General features: G+C 59.2%; 15 protein-coding genes and 3 pseudogenes. 6 read left to right on the top strand and 12 right to left on the bottom strand.

The window, feature by feature from the left end; all coding sequences use genetic code 11:
- Positions 1-52: 52 nt before the first annotated feature.
- On the bottom strand, positions 53-1,720 hold the full coding sequence (locus tag KOR34_RS00695; protein WP_228714450.1) for a DUF1593 domain-containing protein: 1,668 nt from the start codon (positions 1,718-1,720) through the stop codon (positions 53-55).
- 707 nt (positions 1,721-2,427) lie between these two features.
- Here KOR34_RS00695 and KOR34_RS00690 point away from each other — a divergent pair.
- Together KOR34_RS00690 and tnpC are read left to right on the top strand one after the other, a co-directional pair.
- Positions 2,428-2,784, top strand: a pseudogene (locus tag KOR34_RS00690) (transposase); the annotation flags it as partial.
- Between the two features lie 93 nt (positions 2,785-2,877).
- Complete coding sequence (tnpC, locus tag KOR34_RS00685; protein WP_146561277.1) at positions 2,878-3,726, top strand: IS66 family transposase; 849 nt, start codon at positions 2,878-2,880, stop codon at positions 3,724-3,726.
- 125 nt (positions 3,727-3,851) lie between these two features.
- On the opposite strand, the gene KOR34_RS00680 is transcribed toward tnpC, so the two are convergent.
- The 11 genes and pseudogenes from KOR34_RS00680 to KOR34_RS00625 all read right to left on the bottom strand — a co-directional run bounded on the left by KOR34_RS00680 (position 3,852) and on the right by KOR34_RS00625 (position 18,844).
- Positions 3,852-4,835, bottom strand: coding sequence for an ABC transporter permease (locus KOR34_RS00680; RefSeq protein WP_146561275.1), 984 nt, complete (start codon positions 4,833-4,835; stop codon positions 3,852-3,854).
- 90 nt (positions 4,836-4,925) lie between these two features.
- On the bottom strand, positions 4,926-6,479 hold the full coding sequence (locus KOR34_RS00675) for a sugar ABC transporter ATP-binding protein (protein ID WP_146561274.1): 1,554 nt from the start codon (positions 6,477-6,479) through the stop codon (positions 4,926-4,928).
- Entirely contained in the window at positions 6,476-7,084 is a 609-nt protein-coding gene (locus tag KOR34_RS00670) for a DUF2291 family protein (RefSeq protein ID WP_146561272.1), read from the bottom strand. Before KOR34_RS00670 ends, KOR34_RS00675 begins: the two co-directional genes overlap by 4 nt.
- 101 nt (positions 7,085-7,185) lie before the next feature.
- Positions 7,186-8,181: a D-ribose ABC transporter substrate-binding protein gene (locus KOR34_RS00665; protein ID WP_146561270.1), complete on the bottom strand. Its 996-nt coding sequence runs from the start codon at positions 8,179-8,181 to the stop codon at positions 7,186-7,188.
- A 20-nt stretch (positions 8,182-8,201) separates the two neighbouring features.
- Positions 8,202-9,674, bottom strand: a complete 1,473-nt coding sequence (locus tag KOR34_RS00660) for an FGGY-family carbohydrate kinase (RefSeq protein WP_146561269.1) — start codon at positions 9,672-9,674, stop codon at positions 8,202-8,204.
- Between the two features lie 26 nt (positions 9,675-9,700).
- A complete protein-coding gene (locus KOR34_RS00655) occupies positions 9,701-10,708 on the bottom strand; it encodes a transketolase family protein (protein WP_146561267.1) in 1,008 nt (335 codons plus the stop codon).
- On the bottom strand, positions 10,705-11,541 hold the full coding sequence (locus KOR34_RS00650; RefSeq protein WP_146561265.1) for a transketolase: 837 nt from the start codon (positions 11,539-11,541) through the stop codon (positions 10,705-10,707). The genes KOR34_RS00655 and KOR34_RS00650 overlap by 4 nt, the downstream gene beginning before the upstream one ends.
- Positions 11,534-12,952: an L-fucose/L-arabinose isomerase family protein gene (locus tag KOR34_RS00645; RefSeq protein WP_146561263.1), complete on the bottom strand. Its 1,419-nt coding sequence runs from the start codon at positions 12,950-12,952 to the stop codon at positions 11,534-11,536. Before KOR34_RS00645 ends, KOR34_RS00650 begins: the two co-directional genes overlap by 8 nt.
- Before the next feature lie 1,216 nt (positions 12,953-14,168).
- Positions 14,169-16,988: a DUF1593 domain-containing protein gene (locus tag KOR34_RS27015; RefSeq protein ID WP_228714448.1), complete on the bottom strand. Its 2,820-nt coding sequence runs from the start codon at positions 16,986-16,988 to the stop codon at positions 14,169-14,171.
- Between the two features lie 321 nt (positions 16,989-17,309).
- Positions 17,310-17,549 (bottom strand): IS66 family transposase, encoded by a 240-nt coding sequence (locus KOR34_RS00630; RefSeq protein WP_146561260.1) that lies wholly within the window; start codon positions 17,547-17,549, stop codon positions 17,310-17,312.
- 157 nt (positions 17,550-17,706) lie between these two features.
- Positions 17,707-18,844 (bottom strand): annotated as a pseudogene (locus KOR34_RS00625) (ISAs1 family transposase).
- Positions 18,845-18,964: 120 nt separating this feature from the next.
- Here KOR34_RS00625 and KOR34_RS00620 point away from each other — a divergent pair.
- The 4 genes and pseudogenes from KOR34_RS00620 (at position 18,965) to KOR34_RS00610 (ending at position 21,063) form a co-directional block, all read left to right on the top strand.
- A complete protein-coding gene (locus KOR34_RS00620; RefSeq protein ID WP_197531014.1) occupies positions 18,965-19,456 on the top strand; it encodes a winged helix-turn-helix domain-containing protein in 492 nt (163 codons plus the stop codon).
- 1 nt (position 19,457) lies between these two features.
- Positions 19,458-19,718, top strand: a pseudogene (locus tag KOR34_RS27405) (transposase); the annotation flags it as partial.
- Positions 19,664-19,987, top strand: coding sequence for a transposase (locus KOR34_RS27400; protein ID WP_390620778.1), 324 nt, complete (start codon positions 19,664-19,666; stop codon positions 19,985-19,987). The pseudogene KOR34_RS27405 and the gene KOR34_RS27400, both read left to right, overlap by 55 nt.
- Before the next feature lie 242 nt (positions 19,988-20,229).
- Positions 20,230-21,063: a fumarylacetoacetate hydrolase family protein gene (locus tag KOR34_RS00610; RefSeq protein ID WP_146561255.1), complete on the top strand. Its 834-nt coding sequence runs from the start codon at positions 20,230-20,232 to the stop codon at positions 21,061-21,063.
- Positions 21,064-21,072: the final 9 nt, after the last annotated feature.

The following is a 21,072-nucleotide window of genomic DNA, read 5'->3' as shown; positions in this document are numbered from 1 at the left end:
TGGAAATGGTCTTTGGGTGGATTCAATTACACCCCACTTGCCCGATTGACACTTACTGCCCGGTTTCGACTACAACTCGTTGGTACCTGGTTAGCGGCGGGGACCCTGCGTCCGTCACCTCGCAAACAGCGTGTATGGTGCTTCCCTTCGCATCTTCTGGCACTACAAACGACGCATCGCGTTCTTTCGCGGCGAGAATCTCAACCACCCCGCCGTACGTGTCAGCTTCTTCGTACTGCCACCAGTGATACGCCAGCTTATCGCCGTCAGGATCACTAGTTCCTTGTGCGCTCAACTGAACCTTGGAGCCTGGGCTAGCCTTCAGATCGACGCTGTGCTTGAGTTTCACCACGGGAGGATGATTTGCTTCTGCGTATGGCTTAACACACCAATCGGCTCGGCCGGCCCAGTCGTTCTGCTGAGCTACCGACCATCGCCAAGCGGGCTTGAAGAACTTCAGCATGCGCGGGTCATTGTGCGAAGTGATCCCGCTGTTGATGCTCAGCCTGCCCCAGCACGTTTCGCGGAAGTATCGCCCCTTCGGATGCTCGTAGCCATCGTACGGCGCCGGATCCATCCAAGTGTTGTCACGAACCCGAACAAATCGACCTCCCCAGCCGCCCCAGTCGGGCGACTCCATGCCGCGTAGCCCTGTCATAACATTGTGCAAGAACGCAGGCGAGTCGCCTTCGGAGCGAAAGTCACCCTTGTCGAACCCGTCGTCGTCCGTTGCGTGCGACTTGTACAATGCACAGAGAGGCCCATGGCTGTTCAGGATGTTTTCCTTCATCCAGGGAGCGGCGAAGTACTTGTGGTGCTCCTTGGGTTGGATCTTCTTCCATCGATATGCAATCGCTTCGAACTGATCGGAAATAATTGCCGTGATGTTATGCTTGCCCCAGTGAGGCAGAATGTAATCCTGGAATGTCGAGTCCTGCTCGAAGATGCAGTAGAGCCTGATCTTGGCGGCGACTTCGGCCATCCGCTCCGGGTGCTCGTCTTCGATAGTCTTGAGAGACCGCGCAATCGTGTTGGTGCCGCCCCACGCCTGCAACCAGACAGGCCTATCATCAGAATCATCTAGCAAGATCTTGACGATCAGCTTTGACCCCTCCGTGACTTCCTCCATCTCGCCTTCGGCTTTGACGTTCCCCATCTTAGTGCGTTCCAGCAGGTAGGCTGGCGTGGGATACGCCGGGTCATGCTTCACAAGATTCGAATAGACCTCCGCGTACCCTTCTAAGTACGGATCCAGCCAGTTATCTCCTGCCCACTCGTGGCCTTGCCAATGGTACTGCGAACTCGACGTCACGATGGCTTCTATGTCCCACTCGTTGGCGTACAACAAGAAGCGGACCATGGAGCACTCATCATCGATCTCGCCATCTGTCGTAACGACAATGCGCGGCCGGCCGTTAGCTCTTCCTTTGCCGCTTGACCTTTGCGTGGCCGACACGGCGATTGCCGGCTGCACTCCTGTCACATCACTGTGGCTGACAGACGGACCCTGGCTCGCAGCCGTTGACCAGTACGCTCCGGTGTTCGCACCCTGCCTGACGTTGCGGTAAGCTTGTTGGGCTAGCTGATAGTTGCTGGAGTCACCATTCCTGACCAGTCCTGCGTCGCCACGATAGGTGGACGCGCCGGGCTCTGATGCGAGCGTTTGGGAAGCTCCCATGAGTATCAACACCATGGGTATCGTAAGTAGGAATCCGCTCATGCCTAGGCCTCCATTATTGCAGACTCTGGCTGTAAGCCGTGACGAAGGGCACGACAATCTGCGGTTGGCTGCGGTCATAAGATTTAGTGCCGGCTTCGGCACTTGTGCGTTAGGCTGACTGCGGGAAAGACAGAAGGCAGGCCAATGTTGGTGCTATGTCTAAGCTACCAGTCAGTTGACCGATGTTCTCCCGGCATTGCGAGCCCAACTCACGGTATGCTAACCTCGGCTTAGCTTTGCCGAGAAAGTCTTGCCTCGATGCGCAGGAGCCGCCTAAACAGACTTTTCTACTCTCGCGTCGGTGCGGCGGCCGCCGCCGAGTGTGCGGGTCGGCTACAGGGAACTGCGTCGATGACGCTCAGCGGATCGCGTCGGTCACTATAGCTTGGTCTCATTAGCACCGCACCGTGTTGCATACAGGTGTGTCAGCTCTAAAGCCCATTTCGTCGAAGAAGGAGATAAGTAACGCCTCACCCACGTGAACTCGACTTGCGCCCTTTGGCGCCATCGGCTATGCCATAGGGATGGCAGTTTCACAAAGCGAACCGAGCGAGTTGTCGACGGTCGTTGAGTCGATCCGTCGGGGTGAGTTCTCTGAGGCGGACGCGGAGCGGCTGCTCGACCGAAGCCGAGACGAGGTGAAGTTCGTGCTGCTGGCGTTGGCGGCCCGGGCGGCCTCGCCGCACGCGCCGTCGTCGTCGACGCCGGTGTACGAGAAGCTGCGGGCGATGAGGCTCGCCAAGGCGGCCCGCTGCGTCGAGGAGGGCGTCGGCGAGACGCTCAGCTACATGGCGTACCCCCGCGAGCACTGGACGCGTCTGCGGACCAACAACGGCCTGGAGCGGCTGATGCGGGAGATCCGCCGCCGGACCCGCGTCGTCGGGGCGTTCCCCGACGGCAACAGCGCCCTGATGCTGGTGGCCGCCCGGCTGCGGCACGTGGCCGGCGGCAAGTGGGGCGCCCGCAAGTACCTCGACATGAGCCGCCTGGTGGAGCACGACCGAGAATCATCTCAAAATCGCGCGCAAAATAGCGGAGACCCAACCCGTACCTCGAGTGAGTGAACCAACGGAGGCGTCCGCGCAACACCTGTGGGGGTGTTGCGGGACGCTCCCCCACTACCAAGCCAGGGGAACGCCAAAAACTATGTGCGCATCTTGACGGACACTACCAGGCTCTCCGAGGGCGGCCTGTGCGAGATGTGGAAGCGGCTCGCGTCACTACTGCTCGGGTGGTACGAGCAACTCCAGCAGGAAGCCCTGCTGTCGGCCGTGCTGCACGCGGACGAGACCGGCTGGCGGGTCAACGGCCAGACGCACTGGCTGTGGTGCTTCACGAACAACCAGTTGACCTTCTACCAGATCGACAAGTCCCGCGGCTCGCCGGCGCTGCAGAAGTTCTTTACCGAGGAGTTCACCGGCACGCTGATCACCGACTTCTTCTCGGCCTACCACGCGGTCGACGCGGGCGACAAGCAGAAGTGCTGGGCGCACCTGCTGCGCGAGCTCGACGCGCCGAAGGCGCCGACCAAGGACGACTGGCAGCGCTTCGGCCGCCGCGTGCGGCGGCTGTTCAAGGACGCCTGCACGCTGCGTGTCGAGCGGGACGCGCTCGACGAGCCCGCGTACGAGGACCGCATCTTCCGGCTGGAGGGCCGCGCGCTGCGTCTGGCCCAGGAAGACTGGGAGTCGCCCGACGCCCGGCGGCTCGCCAAGCGGATCGGCAAGCACGCCGGCGAGCTGTTCACCTTCCTCTGGCACGACGACGTCGACCCCACCAACAACCACGCCGAACGCGAGGTCCGGCCCGCCGTGCAGATACGCAAGAACTCCTACCAGAACGCCAGCCCCTCCGGTGCCCACACCCAGGCCGTCCTCATGACCGTCCTGCGGACCCTCAAGCGACGCGGAAGCAACCCGCTCCACGCCCTCACCGAAGCCGTCAAGAACTACGCCGCGATCGGACGATTGCCAGAAATCCCAGCCGCCGTCGCTTCAGGTGGGTGAGGGGTTACGGAGATAATGGCGCCACGTTGGTTCGTGTCTTGACCCGCGATAGTGGCCTGGTAGCGACTTGGGGAGCAAGCTCTTCACCTCGATGGGCCCATCAAGCACGTTCTGCAACATTCGCCTCAGTCACTTGTATCACGCAACCGATCAATTGCGACCGCGAGCAGGATTACTCCGCCTTTGACAACTTGCTGCCAGAAGGGGGACACGCCCAACAGGACCAGCCCGCTATTAAGTACGCCAATGATTAGACAGCCAATCACGGTGCCGATGATGGTGCCTCGCCCGCCGGAGAGAGACGTGCCGCCGATGACAACCGCGGCGATACTGTCCAGCTCGTATCCTTCGCCGGCCTTGGGTTGGGCCGAGTCCAAACGCGACGTCACGATCAGGCCTGCAATCGCGGAGAGGATTCCCGCTAGCGTGTAGACAATAACTTTAATACGATTGACGTTTAGGCCCGAGAGTTGTGCGGTTTTTTCATTCCCGCCGACAGCGTAGATATAGCGACCCAGGCGAGTTTTCTTCGTGATAATCGCGAACGCCGCTACAAGAATCCCGACGATCCACACGGGGGTCGGCACTCCCATCACGTACCCTGTGCCGATGCGTGACAGGCCATTGCCCAGGCTTGTAATGGGGAAGCCTTTGGTCCACAGCATGGTCAGCCCACGGGCAATACTAAGCATGCCCAGCGTTGCTACGAAGGGCGGGATCTTGAGCCGCGTGATCATCTGGCCATTGAAGCAGCCGAGCGCCAACCCAACGACCATCCCGGCCACGACGGCGCCGAAGGTTGTGAACTGAAGTTCGACGCCCAACGCCTGGAAAGGAACTGGGTACTTGATCAGCCCCGCGGTGATCGCGCCGGACAAGCCAAGGATTGACCCCACTGAGAGATCGATGCCGCCGGACAGTATCACTAACGTCATACCGATCGATAGGCAGACGTTCACCGAAATCTGCCGCATGATGTTCCATCCGTTTGCGGCGGTTAGGAACCGGTCGGACAAGAGGCTCATAGCCACAATCATTAAGACCAAGACGAGCAGCGATTGAAAGCGGCTGGCAATGGACCATAATTTCGATTCTTCGCGCATATTCATGGTCGGCAGTGCAGGTACTTGCCGTTTCCAGCATGTTACAACAATTTTAAAGGTTTACGAATCTAAAGGCCGTCGGCCGACTAGGGCCCATCACAGCAACGCAGCGGTTTGGGCCTCGCAAGGCACCGCCGCGCGCAGCAGATCCACTTCATTCGCTTCGTCACGGTCGAACTGACCTGTCTTTCGCCCTTCGCACAGCACCATGATGCGATCTGCAATGCCGAGCAATTCTGGCAACTCCGAGGAAACGACTAAGACCGCCATCCCCCCACGTTTGGCTTGATCTATCAGGGCGTAAATCTCACGCTTGGCGTTGACGTCGATGCCGCGGGTCGGCTCGTCGAGCATAAGCACTTGGGGGCGAGTCGACAGCACCTTCGATAGAACGACCTTCTGTTGATTGCCGCCGCTCAGGGAACCGACACGCTGCGCGATGGTTGGAGTGCGAATCGAAAACCGACTGACAAACCCTTGAGCGAGGTTGCTCTCGCGGCCTTTGCGGAGTAGCAGAGTCGTTTCCATTGTCGGCAAGACCGACAGGCTGATGTTATGCTCGACACTCATCCCTAGCACCAGACCTTGATGCTTGCGATCTTCGGGCACGAGTCCAAGCCCGTTGCGGATTGCGTGTGCCGGCGACTTGATCGCGCAACGGACGCCATCGATCGTAAGCGTTCCAGATGTGCGGGCGGGATGCAGCCCGAACAGCGCCTCCAGCATTTCGGTTCGGCCCGCGCCCATCAAGCCGAAGACGCCAAAGACCTCGCCGATGCGGACCGAGAACGACACGTCGTCCACAACGCGCCGTCGGGCCTTGCCGTCGAGCAATGTAAGTGATTCCACCTTCAGATATACGCCGGCGTCGGCGGCAATGGGCGAGTGGACGTACTGCGCGTCCAACTGGCGGCCCACCATCAGCCGCACGATGGTGTCGCGGTCCGCGGTCGCGGCGTCTAGCGTGTCGACGTACTTGCCGTCTCGCAGGACGGTGATCCGCTCGCAGATGTCGAGCAGTTCGTTGAGCTTGTGGGATACGTAAACGATCGAAACGCCTGACTGGCGGAGCGACCGAATCATCTTGAACAGGGTCTCGGCCTCGTGATCGCTGAGCGCTGAAGTTGGCTCGTCCATGAAGATCACGCGAGCGTCGGAGATGATCGCTTTGGCGATCTCCACGACCTGCTGCTGGCCAACGCGAAGACGTCCCACCTCAATACAGGGATCGATCGTCTCGTCTAGAGCGGCCAGCAACTCTTTGCATTGGCGGATTTGATCCGCCGACCGCACGAAGCCGCTGTGCGAGACGAGCTCTCGCCCGAGAAAGATGTTCTCGGCAACGGTCATATGGGGTACTAGATTCAACTCTTGATAGACCAGGGCGATGCCGTGGTCTAGTGCCTTCCGAGGGTTTGCGAAGGAAATCGGCTTCCCGTTGATCCGGATGACCCCGCCGTCCGGACTCTGAGCTCCCGCGAGGATCTGCATCAGCGTGGACTTGCCGGCACCGTTCTCGCCGATCAGGCCATGGACCTCGCCTCTTCGTACCGCGAAGTCGACTTGGTCCAGCGCGAGTACGCCGGGATACTTCTTGGTGATGGCCTCCCCTGCCAGCACGATAGGGGATTCTGCGTGTTCGTGCGTCATAGTGGCGCCAGCCCATCCACAGCGTCCGGCGCATTGACGCTGGTCCCCCCGCTATCGCGAATTCTCAGACGAATTGGAATGAGGCACAACGGGTCCAGATCCGATTTGCGACTGATCTTGGCACAGCCTACGAAGTCGAGCGTGACGCCCGGCTGCAGGGCTTCGCGATTTGGTGCGATAACCTCTTCTTCAACGCGCCGATTCAATGCCGCCGCAATCGCGTTGAAGTCCTGGGAGTTGGTGAAGTCACTCGCCTTCGCACCCACGGCGTCGCGAACCGTGCTACCGACGAGAGTCCCCAATTCGAGACACGCTCGCCGCGGGCTGTCTCTGACGCGAACCAACACCCGGTCGCCTTCGACGGACTCAACGGTACCCTGACCGCGTACGCAAAAATACCAGGGGCCGCCGATCCCTACCTGTCGGCCAAACTCCTTTTGTGCCGCCGCCGCGTTGGATTGGTAGCCTTCCCACAGCCCGATGATCTCGGCGCCCGCGCCCCCGCTGCGGAGGGGACTGTTCCAAATCGCGTCCACGTAGTCCGCGGCGTCGAGCGGCCCTGACTCGCCTGACGAGACCTTGGCGGCTTTGTCGATCTTGGCCATTACGCCGATGTGTTGTACGTGAAACAGCGGAAAGTACCAGCATCCGACGCAGCCCACCACCAGCGCAACAATGAATCCTATTAGTCGCCTGCGTGACACCACTAGTTTTTCTTCCCGTAGCCAGTGAAATCGGAAATATTCTCTTGAGTTACCAAGTCGACGTTTACTGGGATTTTTTGTTCAAAGTCACGCTTCCCGTTGGCTAAATACTCGATTGCGAATTCCGCCGCCGTCCGAGCAATGAGCTTGGGATATTGCATAACCGTGGCCGTGATCTTGCCGTCGCGGATCGACTTGACCACGTCCTCTGAACCGTCGTAGCCGAAGACTTTCACCTCTTCGGCCTTGCCGGCGGACAGCAGCGCCTGGTAGGCGCCCATGGCCATCGCATCGTTGCCACAGAAGACCGCGTCGATTTCATCTTCCGACTGGAGGATAGTCTCCATGACCTCTAGGGCCTTGGTGCGATCGAACTCGGCGGTCTGCTGAGCGACCATTACCAATCCGTCGTAGCGGTCTACAACGCTGTGGAATCCCTTGGATCGATTCCAGGTGTTATTGTCGCCCACCTGCCCTAACAGTTCGACGTATTTGCCGGTATCGCCAACCTGCTCGACAAAATACCTGCCGAGCTCGGTGCAGCCACTGTAATTATCCGAGATCAACTGGGCGGTGGCCGCGTCGGTGGCGTCGATCTCGCGGTCGATGCAAAATACGGGAATGCCAGCCTCCGTGGCCCGTCGAACGGCGGCGATCGATCCCTTGGCGTCCGTGGGATTCAACAGAATCGCGGCATAATCAGCGGCGATGACGTTGTCGATGTGGTCGGCTTCCTTGGCCGTATCGTTCTGCGAGTCCAAGACGGTGGTCTCGTAGCCCAACTCCTTCGCGCGCTCGCTGGCCGTGTTGCCGAGGACAACGAACCACGGATTGTTCTGGGTTGAGACAATGACCGCGATCTTCTTAGCCCTAGTGCCAGCGGTCGAGGACGGTTGCGCGGCCGGCTCCGCGGGTTTTTCCTTGGGCGTACCGCAGCCCAGGACTGCGACGACGATCAACGCGATGAACGCCCCGTAACTCTGCCTATTCGTTTGCATCTTATTTTGTCCAGTTCGAATCACAGTGCTCGGCGCACCGCGTCCTTCCAGCCCTTGTAGAGCGCGTCGGACGTGGCAGGTTCCATCTGTGGCTGAAAGGTGGTGGATGGTTTAACGCACGCGCTCACGGCGTCAATGTCGGCTAGCACGCCGCCTCCCAGTGCGCCGCATAACGCAGCTCCCAGGGGAGAGGACTCGTTGACCTCGCAGGTCTGCAATGGCACCTGCAGTATGTCCGCAGTGAACTGCATCAGGAATTCGTTGCTTACACCTCCGCCATCGGCCCGGATCAGCTTCGGCGCGACGCCAGCTTCCTGGCGCATCATGTCCAGTGCGTCACGAATCTGATAGGCAATCGCTTCTAATGCGGCCCGCACGACGTGAGCTTTGGTGGTATGGGCCGACATGCCCACCAGAGCGGCGCGGGCGTCCGGCTTCCAGTATGGTGCGCTCAACCCGGCAAACGCCGGCACTAGGTAGACGCCGCCGTTGTCGGGGACGGATTTAGCCAGCTCAGCCGACTCGCCCACCGTCTCGATAAGCCGCAGTTGGTTCTTAAGCCACTCCAGCGTCGCGGCCGAGTAGTTCACAATTCCTTCGAGGCAGTAGGTCGGCTGCCCCTTATGCGACCATGCCAGAGTAATCACTGTTCCCTGGGTCTCGGCTCGGCATTCGCTGCCAGTGTTCAACAGCAGGCTCGAGCCTGTGCCGAACGTCACTTTGGCGTCGCCGACCTGGTGGCACCCTAGTGCGAAAAGCGACGCCTGGGAGTCTCCCATGACCCCGCGGATGGGGATTCTACTGGGCCAAGCACCGGCTGCGTCTGTCTGCCCAAATTCCGCTGAGGAATCGAGTACCTTTGGCAAAGCCCGCATCGGCACGCAGAACAGCTCGCACAGGTTGGGATCCCATTGCATTTTGTGGATGTCGAACAGCAGCGTGCGAGACGCGTTTGTCACGTCGGTTGCGAAGACGTCTCCCTGGGTCAACCGATGAATAAGGTAGGTGTCGACGGTGCCAACCACTGCCGAACCGTCCTGCAATTGTTCGGCGATGCGGGGTAGATTCTCGATAGCCCAATTCCACTTCGAGGCAGAGAAATAAGGGTCGAGCTTTAGGCCAGTCGTGCGTTTGACGTAGTCGCCGTGTCCGGCGCTGGCCAAGCGTTCGCAAATCTCGGCACCGCGGCGGCATTGCCAGACGATTGCATTGAGAAGTGGTTGACCGGTAAGTCGATCGAAAACGACAGCGGTTTCTCGCTGATCGGAAATACTGAGAAACTGCACTTCGCCAACGAGATGGGGTTGTTCTTTAGCCAACTCGGCAATGACACGCAGTGTGTTTACCCAGATCTCGTTGGCGTTGTGTTCGACCCAGCCTGGCTGGGGGTAAATCTGTTCGTGTGCACGCGAAGCCTTGGCGAGCAGCTCGCCTCGCTGGCTGAAGATAATCGCCTTCGTGGCGGACGTGCTTTGGTCGATACTGAGCAACATTGGGGAGTCGTATCTCGAGGGAAGCTCTAGTGAACCCGCTCCAAAAGTTGCGTAGCCGTTTGCACAAGCCCTTCCATCGAGATGCCGTAGTGTCGAAAAATGTCCGACTGACTGCCGGTTACCGTGTACTCGTCAGGAATGCCAACCGCACGGAAAGGAGTATGTCGCCCAGACTCCAGCAGCATCCTAGCACACGCTTCACCCAGGCCCCCGTTGACCATGTGCTCTTCAACCGTCACGATCGCCTGGCAGCGGTCTGCTGCTTCGAACAACGCGTCTTTGTCAAGCGGTTTGACGGTGTGCATGCTGATGACTCGGCAGTTCAGCCCCTGATCCACCAACTTATCGGCGGCCAACAGGCAATGCACGACGGTCTCGCCAGTAGCGATGAACGCCACATCGCCGCCATCGCGAATGACCGACGCTTCGCCAATCTGAAACCCTGGTTGAACGCGGGGCAGCGTCACCATGGGCGCCTTGCCAAATCGAATGTAGATCGGCGATGTCCGCTCCGCCGCCTGACGAATGACTTGCTGCGTCTCAAAGTTGTCGGCAGGCACAACGATGTCGATGTTGTTGATGGCTCGCAATGCGGACAGGTCATGCAGCGAATGGTGCGTCGTGCCGAGGGCGCCATAGCTGACCCCGGCGCTGATGCCGATCAGTTTTACCGGGTTGTCCGAATAGCAAACGTCGTTCTTGATCTGTTCAAGGGCCCGCGCCGTTAGAAAGCAGCTTGGCGAAACCGCGTACACAACTTTGCCGCAAGACGCCAACCCGGCCGACACGCCGACTAAATTCTGCTCTGCGATGCCGACTTCGACAATCTGATTCGGAAGTTCGACGCCGAGGCCTGAGATCTTGCCAGAACCACGCGAATCGCTAGTCACTGCTAGAATGTTTGAGTTCGCGCGAGCCAACTCTAGCAGCGTTTCGGCAAACGCAACAAGGTTGGGTTGGCCTATGCTGTATCCGTGCTGTTCGATCAAATCTGTCGCGGCAGGGCTGAATAGTTCAGGAGCGGATGCGCTCATACCACGACCTCCAGCGAAGTAATTGCTGAATCGATTTCGGCAAGGGCCTTTGCATATTCATCGTCGTTGGGTACGCCATGGTGCCACTTGACCGCGTCTTCCATAAAACTCACGCCTTTGCCTTTCAGGGTTTTCGCAATCACAGCGGTTGGCTTTCCGAGCACGGGAGCTTCTGCCAAGGTCTCCCGCATCTCCCCAAAGGCGTGGCCGTCCATGACTTTGACATTCCACCCGAAGGCCGTAAACTTCTCGTCGATCGGTGAATTGTCGCAAACCTCCGACGTACGGCCAGTAATCTGCAATGTGTTATAGTCGACTATCGCCGTGAGGCTGTCGAGACGATAGTGCGCGGCCAGCATTGCCGCTTCCCAATTGGATCCTTCCGCGAGTTCGCCGTCTCCCAGCAGGGTAAAGACGCGGTAGTTGGCCCCGTCGAGCTGTGCGGCTTTCGCCATGCCGACGGCGATTGGCAGTCCGTGCCCCAATGCGCCGGTGTTTTGCTCGATTCCAGGGATCTTACGGGTTGGGTGTCCCACAAAGTGAGACTGATAGCGACAGAGCGTCTCGAGTTCATTGTTATCATAGAACCCCTGTTCGGCTAGCACGACGAACAACGCTTCTACCGAGTGACCTTTGCTCTGCAAGTAGCGGTCTCGGTTCGGATCGTTAATGTTAGCGGGGGAGACATTCAACACGCAGTTGTACAGTACGTTGAGAATGTCGACGCAGGAAAGGCTTCCGGCCGTGTGCCCCGCCCCGGCAGTCTTAATAATCTCAAGGATTCGCCGGCGATATTGCCACGATTTCAATTCTAAGGATAGTTCGCTAAGCATCGATCATTCTTCCGTGATGGTAGACTTCCCAGCCCATGTAGTTGGAGAACGCTTCTTCGAGCGCATCCGCCGAGTGAGATTGATTCATTACCACGTGATGTTCATAACCCTGGGAACAGACATGCCGAAGAAGCTCCTTCAGATTCGGCACTCGCGCAACGGCGCGATTGCCGAACGTCGTCAATTCATCGGCGGTCAATGCGCCGTTCCCGACGTAGGCACGAATCTTGCCCGCGGCGTCATCGGTCGTTAGCCGTCCGTAGGTCAGCGGCCCCGCTGGGGTGCGCCCGGCGAGGGCGCCGTAGGTGTTCTCGACGCCGACAATCGTGCCCAGGATAGGGGCCGTCGAGATCTCAATGTCGTGCAAAAAGGATTTGGCCCAGTTGCCACAGTGAAACAGCACGCACTTGTCAGGGTCGTCGGCATAATTGTTGTTCCAGTCCACCAGGGCGCTGGGCGAGTCACCTGCCAACTGCATGGCGTACATGGTCAGAACGCCTGTGACGTCAACTTCGCAGGCGCTGGGCATGAATTTCTGGCTCATCATGCTCATGACAGTGCATATGTTGCAGCCAAAATTCTGCTGCATCGAGGTCCAGCATTGGATTGCCGTGGCGTCTAGAGCGTTGTCGTCCATCCAGCGGCCGAGGACTAACGCCAGCTTGGCCATTTGGATCAATGGCTCTGGCGGTACGTTTCGAGCCGACGCGTAGGAGGTGATTTCACCAACCTTCCGTTGCACCTCGGCGTCGTCGGACTTCATCTTCTCCACCTGGGCGAGGAACTCCGACAGGTCGACGGTCGTTACGCTGACGCCATGTCGCTCCAGCAGTTTTTCGCTGTAGCGAACCGTGTTGAACGCCCCTGGGCGAGCCCCCACAGCACCAAGCCTCGCTCCACGTAAGCCATTGACAACCCGGCAAACTGCCAAGAACTTCGATAGGTCTTTGCGGAATGAATCGCTCGAGGGCCGCACCGTGTGCTGGTTGGTGAGAGAGTATCTGATGCCCGCTTGATACAGATTGTTGCAAACGGAAATCTTGCCGCAGAACGCGTCACGCCGCAAGTCCGGGCTGAGCTTGTCGAGCTCGTCAGGATACGCCTGAACCAAGACGGGCACGTTCAAGTTCGCCAATTTCAGCGTGTCGGCAACGCCCTTCTCGTCGCCGAAGTTCGGCAACACGATCAACACGCCGTCGATGGCCTCACGATACTTCCTGAAAAGGTCTGCGCACTTACGGGCGTCGGAATGAGTCTCAACTCCGCCAAGTTTAGAGTCGGACTCCTGTAACGCGACCATATTGATACTGAATCGCTGGAAGAGCTCCGTGCACTCTTGCCGCGCTGCAGTTATCAAATGATCGGGGAAAAAATCCCGATTCCCGTAAATGACGCCGAGCGTTGTTGCCATCTTTATCTTACCTTAGGTGATCTTTGAGTGCTCCGGTGCAAAGCCGCATGATCCGCATTGGGCAAATTGAGAGCCACAAGCACCAAGATCAGTTCGGCAGGGATCGCTGTCCCGCAGTAGGTCCAATGAAAATCTGCTTGCCTAGGCAATGTGAGCATCTCGAAGCACCGACGCCAATGCGCCAAGCGTTCGTACGATTAGTGTCGCTAAACGCTCGTACTGCTCTAGGGCTGTTCTTGGACCGCGTCGTCGCACAGAATCCCAGTGTTTGTGTGAGTTGCAAGTAATACCTCAAACCTTTATAGATGTGCGATAGCCCATCGCAATAGTTCGTACACAGTCTCGAAGTATGGGCATTGCGAAATGCGGTGTGCTGCACTAGACAAGGAGTGTCGTCGGCAGCTGGACTGCCGCCCAACTTGCGACATCATAGCTATCGCCGCTGTTTAAGCTCTCGTTGCCCTCGTGGTCATTTCTACCGTTATGGGGACTGATGCAATATGTTTCTTCCCAGCAAGGTACGTGTGGCTGCCCTCGCCTTCGATCTGCTCCATATCTAGCCAGCTGCGCATATGCAACTATACGTGTTCGACCAACTGAAGCCGTCTTCCTGCGAATGCGGGTCCGCTCTGTACAACGCGAACTTGTCTCCGCCGTGCCCTACGTAGTCGGTGCGACTTGCCATCGCGACTTGACCAGAGCCCTCATGTCAGCTCCTTGATAGCTTCGACTGGCTCCTGCACGGTTCCTCGATGAACAGTCAAAGAGAGTGATGTAGCTGCTACTCAAATAACGCTCGCCGTGATCGTGTCTGCGTAGGAAATCCCGGCATCGAGAGTGTGCAATGCCGACTGTTCAGTAGATGAAGGAGGTTAGCGTGTGAACCCCCAGGGTACCGACCGAGGAGGCCGACTAAGGTATATCCCCAGCCAACGCCGAGGGATCGGCCTTGGGACTCGTGATGCAAGAATGTTGCCAAGCCCAAGTACCGCAGAGTGATCGTACAATTCGTGCAACGAAACGATTTCCGCGCCGACTGGATCGGCGGCACTAGCAACGGCAACAAGACTTCAGTGATGGCGATCGCCACGCGCAAGTCAGCCAATGTGAACCCTGTCATTCATTGCTCATAGGATTGTCCGAATGAAGTTCCCAAGAGAAAGTTTACGCATACGCCTGGCGCATTCTGACCTACAGCTTGGTCAGTCTCGCGCAATTACGGACCGAGGCACCAATCAACTCGTACTGCAAACTCCCTTTGATACTGCTCTCGCCACTTCGCAATGCTGGAACCGCCCGGACCATCCACATAATGACTCGTATTGGGCTTGCGCCGATATTGCCCGCCCCAACTTGGCTGGGTGGGGTCTTCCGGGTCGTTGATCCCCCGATTGGCGCTGACCAGATACATGAACGTCGGCGAATCGCCTTCGCACACGCCGGTGCACCCCATGCCCTCGTGCGGATAGATCTCGGCAAGCGGCCCGTGGTCGTTACGGACGTGCTTGTTGACCCAGGCTAGGTCCGACAGGGCATCGCGACCGCCGAACATTCCCTGGTAGGTCTTTCGCGAGTCGATAATGAACAGGTCGGGAAATTCCTCCATTAGCCACCCGTGCGAGGCATCCTGATAGGCGATCAAGAAGACGCGAAGCTTGCTGATGAACGCCTTGAGCTCCGCTTCGCTTCGTGTGTTTTTCACATCCCAGATTGCCTGAGCGACCTCGCGCGGACCGCCCCAGACGCCAATCCAGATCGGTCGGGGATCCGGCTTGTCCGCCGCGGCGATGATGGCCCGCGATGCCTCGCTGTCGAGACCTTCGCCGACGATATCCGTGTAGGGCTGCTTGCCGCGGCCCCACTTAATCTTCAGTCCGTGATTGTTGCCCTTGCCCTCGAACGTGACCGCACGCAGGGCGTCCGGCGTCGGATAGTTGGCGTCGTGTTTCTTCAGGTTGTCATAGACCATTTCGTATCGATCGATCACGTCCAGAATATTCTTCTTGTGAGCTTCCATGGCGAAAGTTCCCGCGGAAGCGATGAGTCCTTCGACATCGAACTCGTTGCTATAGAGGAGAAACCGGACCATCGACTGCATATCGTCCGGATCGCTCTTCTGATTGTTGGGCACATTGCCCGACTTCACGACGCCAATGGGTGGGAAATCAGACGTCATAATCACCCGCAACCGCTCGGGTGCGGCGGTCGCGGTAGATACCAGGAGAGTCGCATCCGCCCGATAAACGGATGATTGCCTTGACGCGCTGAACGCCTTGGCGACTTCGGATGCAAACTGCTTCGGGTCGCCGTCAAATTGCACGACCGTGCTGCCTTCGACGTTCCAATCCGCCATCGACTCGGCCTGGTAGCTAGAAATGTAGTAGCCCGCTCCTTCCCAGTAGGTGACGGAATTGCTCTCGGGCCAGTCTGAGTTCTTGGCCTTGGATACGAACAGTGCTTCACCTTCTTCGATGTCGTGGACGCCCTTCAGGGTCATGCCGGACTCGTTCCAGGGCGCCCAACTTGCTATCAAGTTCGAAAGATGCGCCTGAGTCCATCCGCCGTGATCATCAATTTTGGCATCGGCGTATTTAGTCGGAATGTAGCTCTTCAACCAGGTGTTGAAGGACTGCCCAACGCTTTCCTCGCCTTCCACCGCACGCGGTACGCCTGCCTTATCGGCCTTATTCGCCTGCAGTGCGCCGACGCTGACCACCACGCGACGGTAAGCGTAGAGATTCGGTAAACCGTCGTCGTGCAACTCCAAGATCACGTGGATGTCTTGGTCGGCTGCATTGGCAGGAATCGACACCTCTGCTTCAGCGGAAGAGTCGCCTTTGATCGAAACATTGCCGTCGTAGGAACTGGGCTCCTTGTAGAATTTCCAGGAATAGCTCAGTGAATCGTCGTCGGGATCGCTCGAGCCAGCCGCGCTAAGCTTGACCGTGGAACCGGCGGAAGCCCGAACCTCCAGGACATCCCGGGTCTTGTCGCCATTGACAACGGCAATCGGGTGGTGATTCGCTTTGGAGTATTCGTCAGTGATGCTCCAGTCCATGCGGGCCTGAAAGTTGTTGTTGTATCCGGTTTTCCAACGCTTGATCGCGCCGGCGCCTTCAGACGTGTTGCCATACATGTCGTAGGGGTCGAATTTCCGTTCCTCGCCCTTGACCCCTGACATGCTCTTGATGCCGGTCTTCTTCGTTAGTCCAAAACGACCGCCCCAGCCACCTTGGTCAATCTTGTCGGGATCGTTCAACCCATTGGGATACACGTGCATAAAAGCTGGGGTGTCGCCTTCGGTCGCCCATTTGCGATCCGGGTATACGGCGCCCAATGGGCCATGGCTTTGGATGTGTTCGTCTAGATACTCATCGGACGGCGCCCATCCGTAAACCCCGGTGGCGCGAATGTACAGCACGTCAGGGAAGTTCTTGGCAATCCAAGCGCCAGCGTCGTCCTGCCCTAGAATGTCGAACACACGCAGCTTGGCCAGGAACTTCTTGAGTTCGGCTTCCGAGCGAGTTTTCTGGACCTTCCAAATCGCTTGCGCGACGTTGTTGGCGCCGCCCCAGCAGCCCACCCACACCGGCCGCGTGTCGTCCTTGTCTACCGAGGCGATGATCAGGTCGGATCCCTTGGTGTCTTTGCCGTCGCCAACGTCATCCATGCCGTAGCCGGTTTGGCCCACGACCGAAATCGACTTCAAATACTCCAGCGAGGGAAAGCCCTTGGCGTGAACCTGCAAGTTCGGTAGCACCTTACCATAGGCGGCCACGATCTTGTCGAGCATCCTGGTGTTGCTTTGCGACTTCTTCCAGCAGCCAGTCGAGACCACCAATCCCTCGATGTCGAACTCGTTAGCAGAAACCAACAGCCGCACCAGTGATTGCTCGTCATCGGGGTCGGCGCCGAGGTCCGTCGTAACGACGATGCGCGGTTTCGAGGCCTCGGGCTTAAGTCCAACCGCCTGTGTTGCAGCGACTTCAGCCGCCAGGCAGCTAAGAAGAACGGGGAAAACAATTGCTCTAGACATGGCTGTTCCCTTGTATGTTGGCTCATTCGGTAGGTTTACGAAAGGACGCCTCGGCACGCACAGCGACGTAGCTCTTGTCGAAATGATCAAGCGGGGCGAGTCGTGTCAAACGCCAGCCCGACTCTCTGCAAATCCCAGCTGCGATTTCTCTTCTTGGCAGCTCTGCGAATGTAGTGCGAACACTGCAGGTGCTCTGTCCTGATTCCTACCTCACTTTACACGTAGAATCCTGCTGTTCTTCCGGTTTTTTGGCGATAACTCACAGCATCCTAAGGTGAGTGGATTTGCTTAAGAAGCTCTGGCGAAACGCAAGTTAAGAAATCACCCAATGGTCTGTGCCTCGCTTGCGATGGGGTAGCAGATGATGGCCATGGCAAGGTTCTCCAGGCGTCCTGGATGACGGCCATCCGCGTCCTTCGCTTCACGCCCGACGGCGCACAGCTCCGCGATCATGGAGAGCATCTTCGCAGTACGCTGCTCGTCGGAATCCTGCGCGTCGTAGAACTTCCGCCGCGCATGGGCCCAGCAGGCGACTTCCGTCACGTTCTGCGAATGGAAGATGCGGCACGCCGACGGGCCTGCAGAAGGAAGGGGCCTTTGCCGCGGCCGCGCAGACCGCCTGGCTTGCCATCAGGCGCCTTGTCGCGCTCCTGGCGATCATGTCGCGCAGCGGGCCGGCCATACAAAACAATCATCACACACCCAGGGCCAGCGCACACTAACTCGTTTGTAGCTCAAGGACTTGGGTTAGGAATTGGTCGTTCCATCCAGCGATCTGCTGTTTTCCTTTGAGGCTGTGCTTGGAGGGGTGTCGCTTAAGCAGTCCGATGGCGAAGCGTCGAAGGCGGCCAGGTTGTCTGCCAGTCGGCGGTCGCGAGCGCGACTTTGGTCCTCGCCCCAGGTGACGTCGAGCACCCAGTGGAGCGAGTTCTCGATGCCCCTGTGGCCACGCACCGCCCTGGCGAACCGCTTCACGCCCAGTTTCAGGCTGGTGAGGTAGTACCGCACGTCGGTGGTTTCCTTGCCGTCCCGCTCGGTGATCGAGACGACCTGGCCGATCGTGGTGAGCCCCTTCCAGTCCTTCGCCAGCGGCTTGATGCCCTCGGGCAGCGGGGCGTGGTAGTAGTAACGCTTTTCGACTCGGCCGTGGCCGTTCCCCTTAGTCTGACGGCGGCGGCAGTCCCCGTGCTCGAAGTCGTCCTTGTGGAGCTGCTCGAAGTGCTCGGCGACCGCCGCGCGCAGCTTCTCGTGGTTCCCCTTAAGGGCCAGCACGTAGTCGCCGCCAGAGTCGACGATCTTCTTTGCGATCTCCTTCTGCAGCCCATCGCGTCGATCGTCACCACGGCGTTCTTGACGTCAATATTCTCGAGCAATTCGGGGATCGCCGTGATCTCGTTGCTCTTCTCGTCGGTCGCCACCTGCCCCAGCGAGAGCCCCTCTTCGCTGGCCCACGCGCTCACCACGTGCAGCGCCCCGAGCGCCTTCTTCTTGTCGTGGCTGCGTCGCAGCGTCTTGCCGTCGATCGCGATCAGACGGCCCGCCGCGTCGCTCGACAGGTGCTCGGCGACCCACTCACCGAAGCAGCGGGTGAACGCCTCGGGCTTCAGCAGCGACAGCACACGCTGGATGCAGTCCTTCGACGGCAGCCCCTTGGGGAGCGTGAGGAAGCCGCCAAGCCAATCCCGCTTCGCGCCGGCCCACCGGCGGATCGCTGTCGGTCCGTCGGCGCCCACAATCACCCCGCGGACTGCAATCACGACCACTTCCCCCAAGAGGTGAAGGCGGTTCACCTCACTGCGGGGATCGGGCAAAGAATCCAGACGCTCGGCAAGTGAGCACAGCGAAGCGGCGGCCATTCGGTCCTCCTCCAAGAAAAACCGACATCCTGCAAGCACGAATCAACTCGCGCTACCTCGCTCTATTGAGTCATGCGCGAGGAAATTGACATGAGTTCGAGTTTGGTTTCAACTGGGCGCATGCGACCTCAAGGAACCTCCGCCGACCTGGAAGCCCGTCGGCGGCGAGCGGTGAAGCTGCTCGGGGAGGGCTGGTTGGTGAAAGACGTGGCCGAGGCGGTCGGCGCAAGCCGACAGTCGGTGAGCAAGTGGAAGCAGCTTGCTGGCTCCCGTGGCGAGAGCGCCAAGACGCTTGCCGCCAAGCCGCAGCACGTGCCCGAGTGTCGGCTGTCGAAGCCACAGCAGGCCAAGCTGAAGCGTCAGCTGCGCGCAGGTCCCCGCAGGGCGGGCTTCCAGACCGACCTGTGGACGCTGCCCCGGGTGGCGGAACTGGTCGAGCGAGAGTTTGGCGTGTCGTACCACCCCAGCCACCTCGGCCGGCTGCTGCACGACTTGGGGTTTTCCTGCCAGAAGCCCAAACGGCGGAGCAAGGAGCAGGACCCCGCCGCGGTGAAGGCGTGGCGGGAAGAGGAGTGGCCGGCGATAAAAAAGGGGCGAACACGAGCAAGCTAGCGTGGTGTTTCTCGACGAATCGGGCTTCATGCTCCAGCCGCTGCTGCGCCGTACCTGGGCGCCGATTGGCGAGACACCCCTGCTGGAACAGTGGGACCGCCGCGACCGCCTCAGCGTTGTTGGGGCGTTGGCGCTCTCGCCGAGGCGTCGCCGCGTGCGGATGTTCTTCAAGCTGCTGGACCACAACGCCAAGGCGGAAGACTTCCTGTGGTTCCTCATCGACCTGCGGTTCGAACTGGGACGCGAGCTGCACGTGGTGTGGGACAACCTGGGCGCCACCGCCACGCGGAGAACTGCCTCGCCGCGTTGGGGTGTTCCTGGGTCCGGTTCCACCGCCTGCCCCCCTACGCCCCCGAGCTCAACCCGGTCGAGCACGTCTGGTCGACCAGCAAGTGGGGCCCGCTGGCCGGCGCGCCGCCGGACGACCTCGATCAGCTCCACGGCGACGTCGAGGGCGAACTCACGCGACAGGCTCACAGCCAACGACTCCCGCGAAGCCACTTCCGCTGGGCGGGACTCGAGCTGCGATAAGGGAACTTGCTCGCGCATGAACCAATAATTGGCTAGAGTGCGCGCTGGCCCTGCCACCACACCTTCTTAACTGTTACTCAGCGGAGGATGGACGGGTGAATTAGTTGGCCTGATCTGCTAGAACCATTGACACCGGTCTAGCTTGCCTGCCACGCATCTGGCCGCTGTACTATCCGGGCCCGCGCCGACATCAAATTCATCGCGACTGCCACACTTCTCTATAGGAATCAGGATTACGACTCATGTTGCTCTATCGAACGATCGCAGGCCCCGTGCTGAGCGTCGACGACCAGCTTTACCAGCTCGACTACGAGTGGGAAACGCTGGTCAACGACAGCTCACTGGCGCAACTACTACAGCAGCTCGCGTCTTCCGGTCACCCTGATCCGACGCTGGCAAACGCCATTGCCCCCGCGCTCCCACCACTAGGCGATCGCCAGGAGATTTGGGCTTCAGGAGTTACATACTTCCGGAGCCGGACCGCCCGCATGGAAGAATCGGAGAGTGCTGGAGGTGGCGATTTTTACGACCGCGTGTACGCCGCCGAACGCCCCGAGATTTTCTTCAAGGCAACTCCCCACCGCACCGTGGGACCGGGCGATGCAATGCGGCTGCGGAGCGACTCAAAATGGATGGTCCCTGAACCTGAGCTGGTGCTCGTAGTCACCCGCGAAGGCAACATTGTCGGCTACACTGTGGGGAACGACCTGAGCTGTCGCGACCTCGAAGGCGAGAATCCCCTCTACCTACCCCAGGCCAAGACATTCGATCGCTGCGCCGCCGTCGGGCCGGGCGTGTTTGTGCCGGGCGAACCGATTTCGCCCGAATCGAAAGTACACGTGCTGATTCGTCGTGCAGGCGGCATAGCTTTCGAGGGCGAGACCACGCTCAATCAAATGAAGCGGAGACACGAGGAACTAGTCGAGTTCCTGTTCCGTGAAAATGCCCATCCCTACGGCGTGCTATTGATGACCGGAACCGGCATCGTGCCGCCCGACGACTTTACTTTGGAGCCCGACGACGTGGTGGACATCACCATCGACGGCATCGGTACTCTTAGCAACCCAATGCAGTAACTCCCCGTT

Origin of the sequence: Posidoniimonas corsicana (assembly GCF_007859765.1) — a bacterium.
GTDB classification, from domain to species: Bacteria; Planctomycetota; Planctomycetia; order Pirellulales; family Lacipirellulaceae; genus Posidoniimonas; species Posidoniimonas corsicana.
Note: the sequence above shows the minus strand (reverse complement) of the source record. Positions and strands in the feature narration are given on the sequence as shown.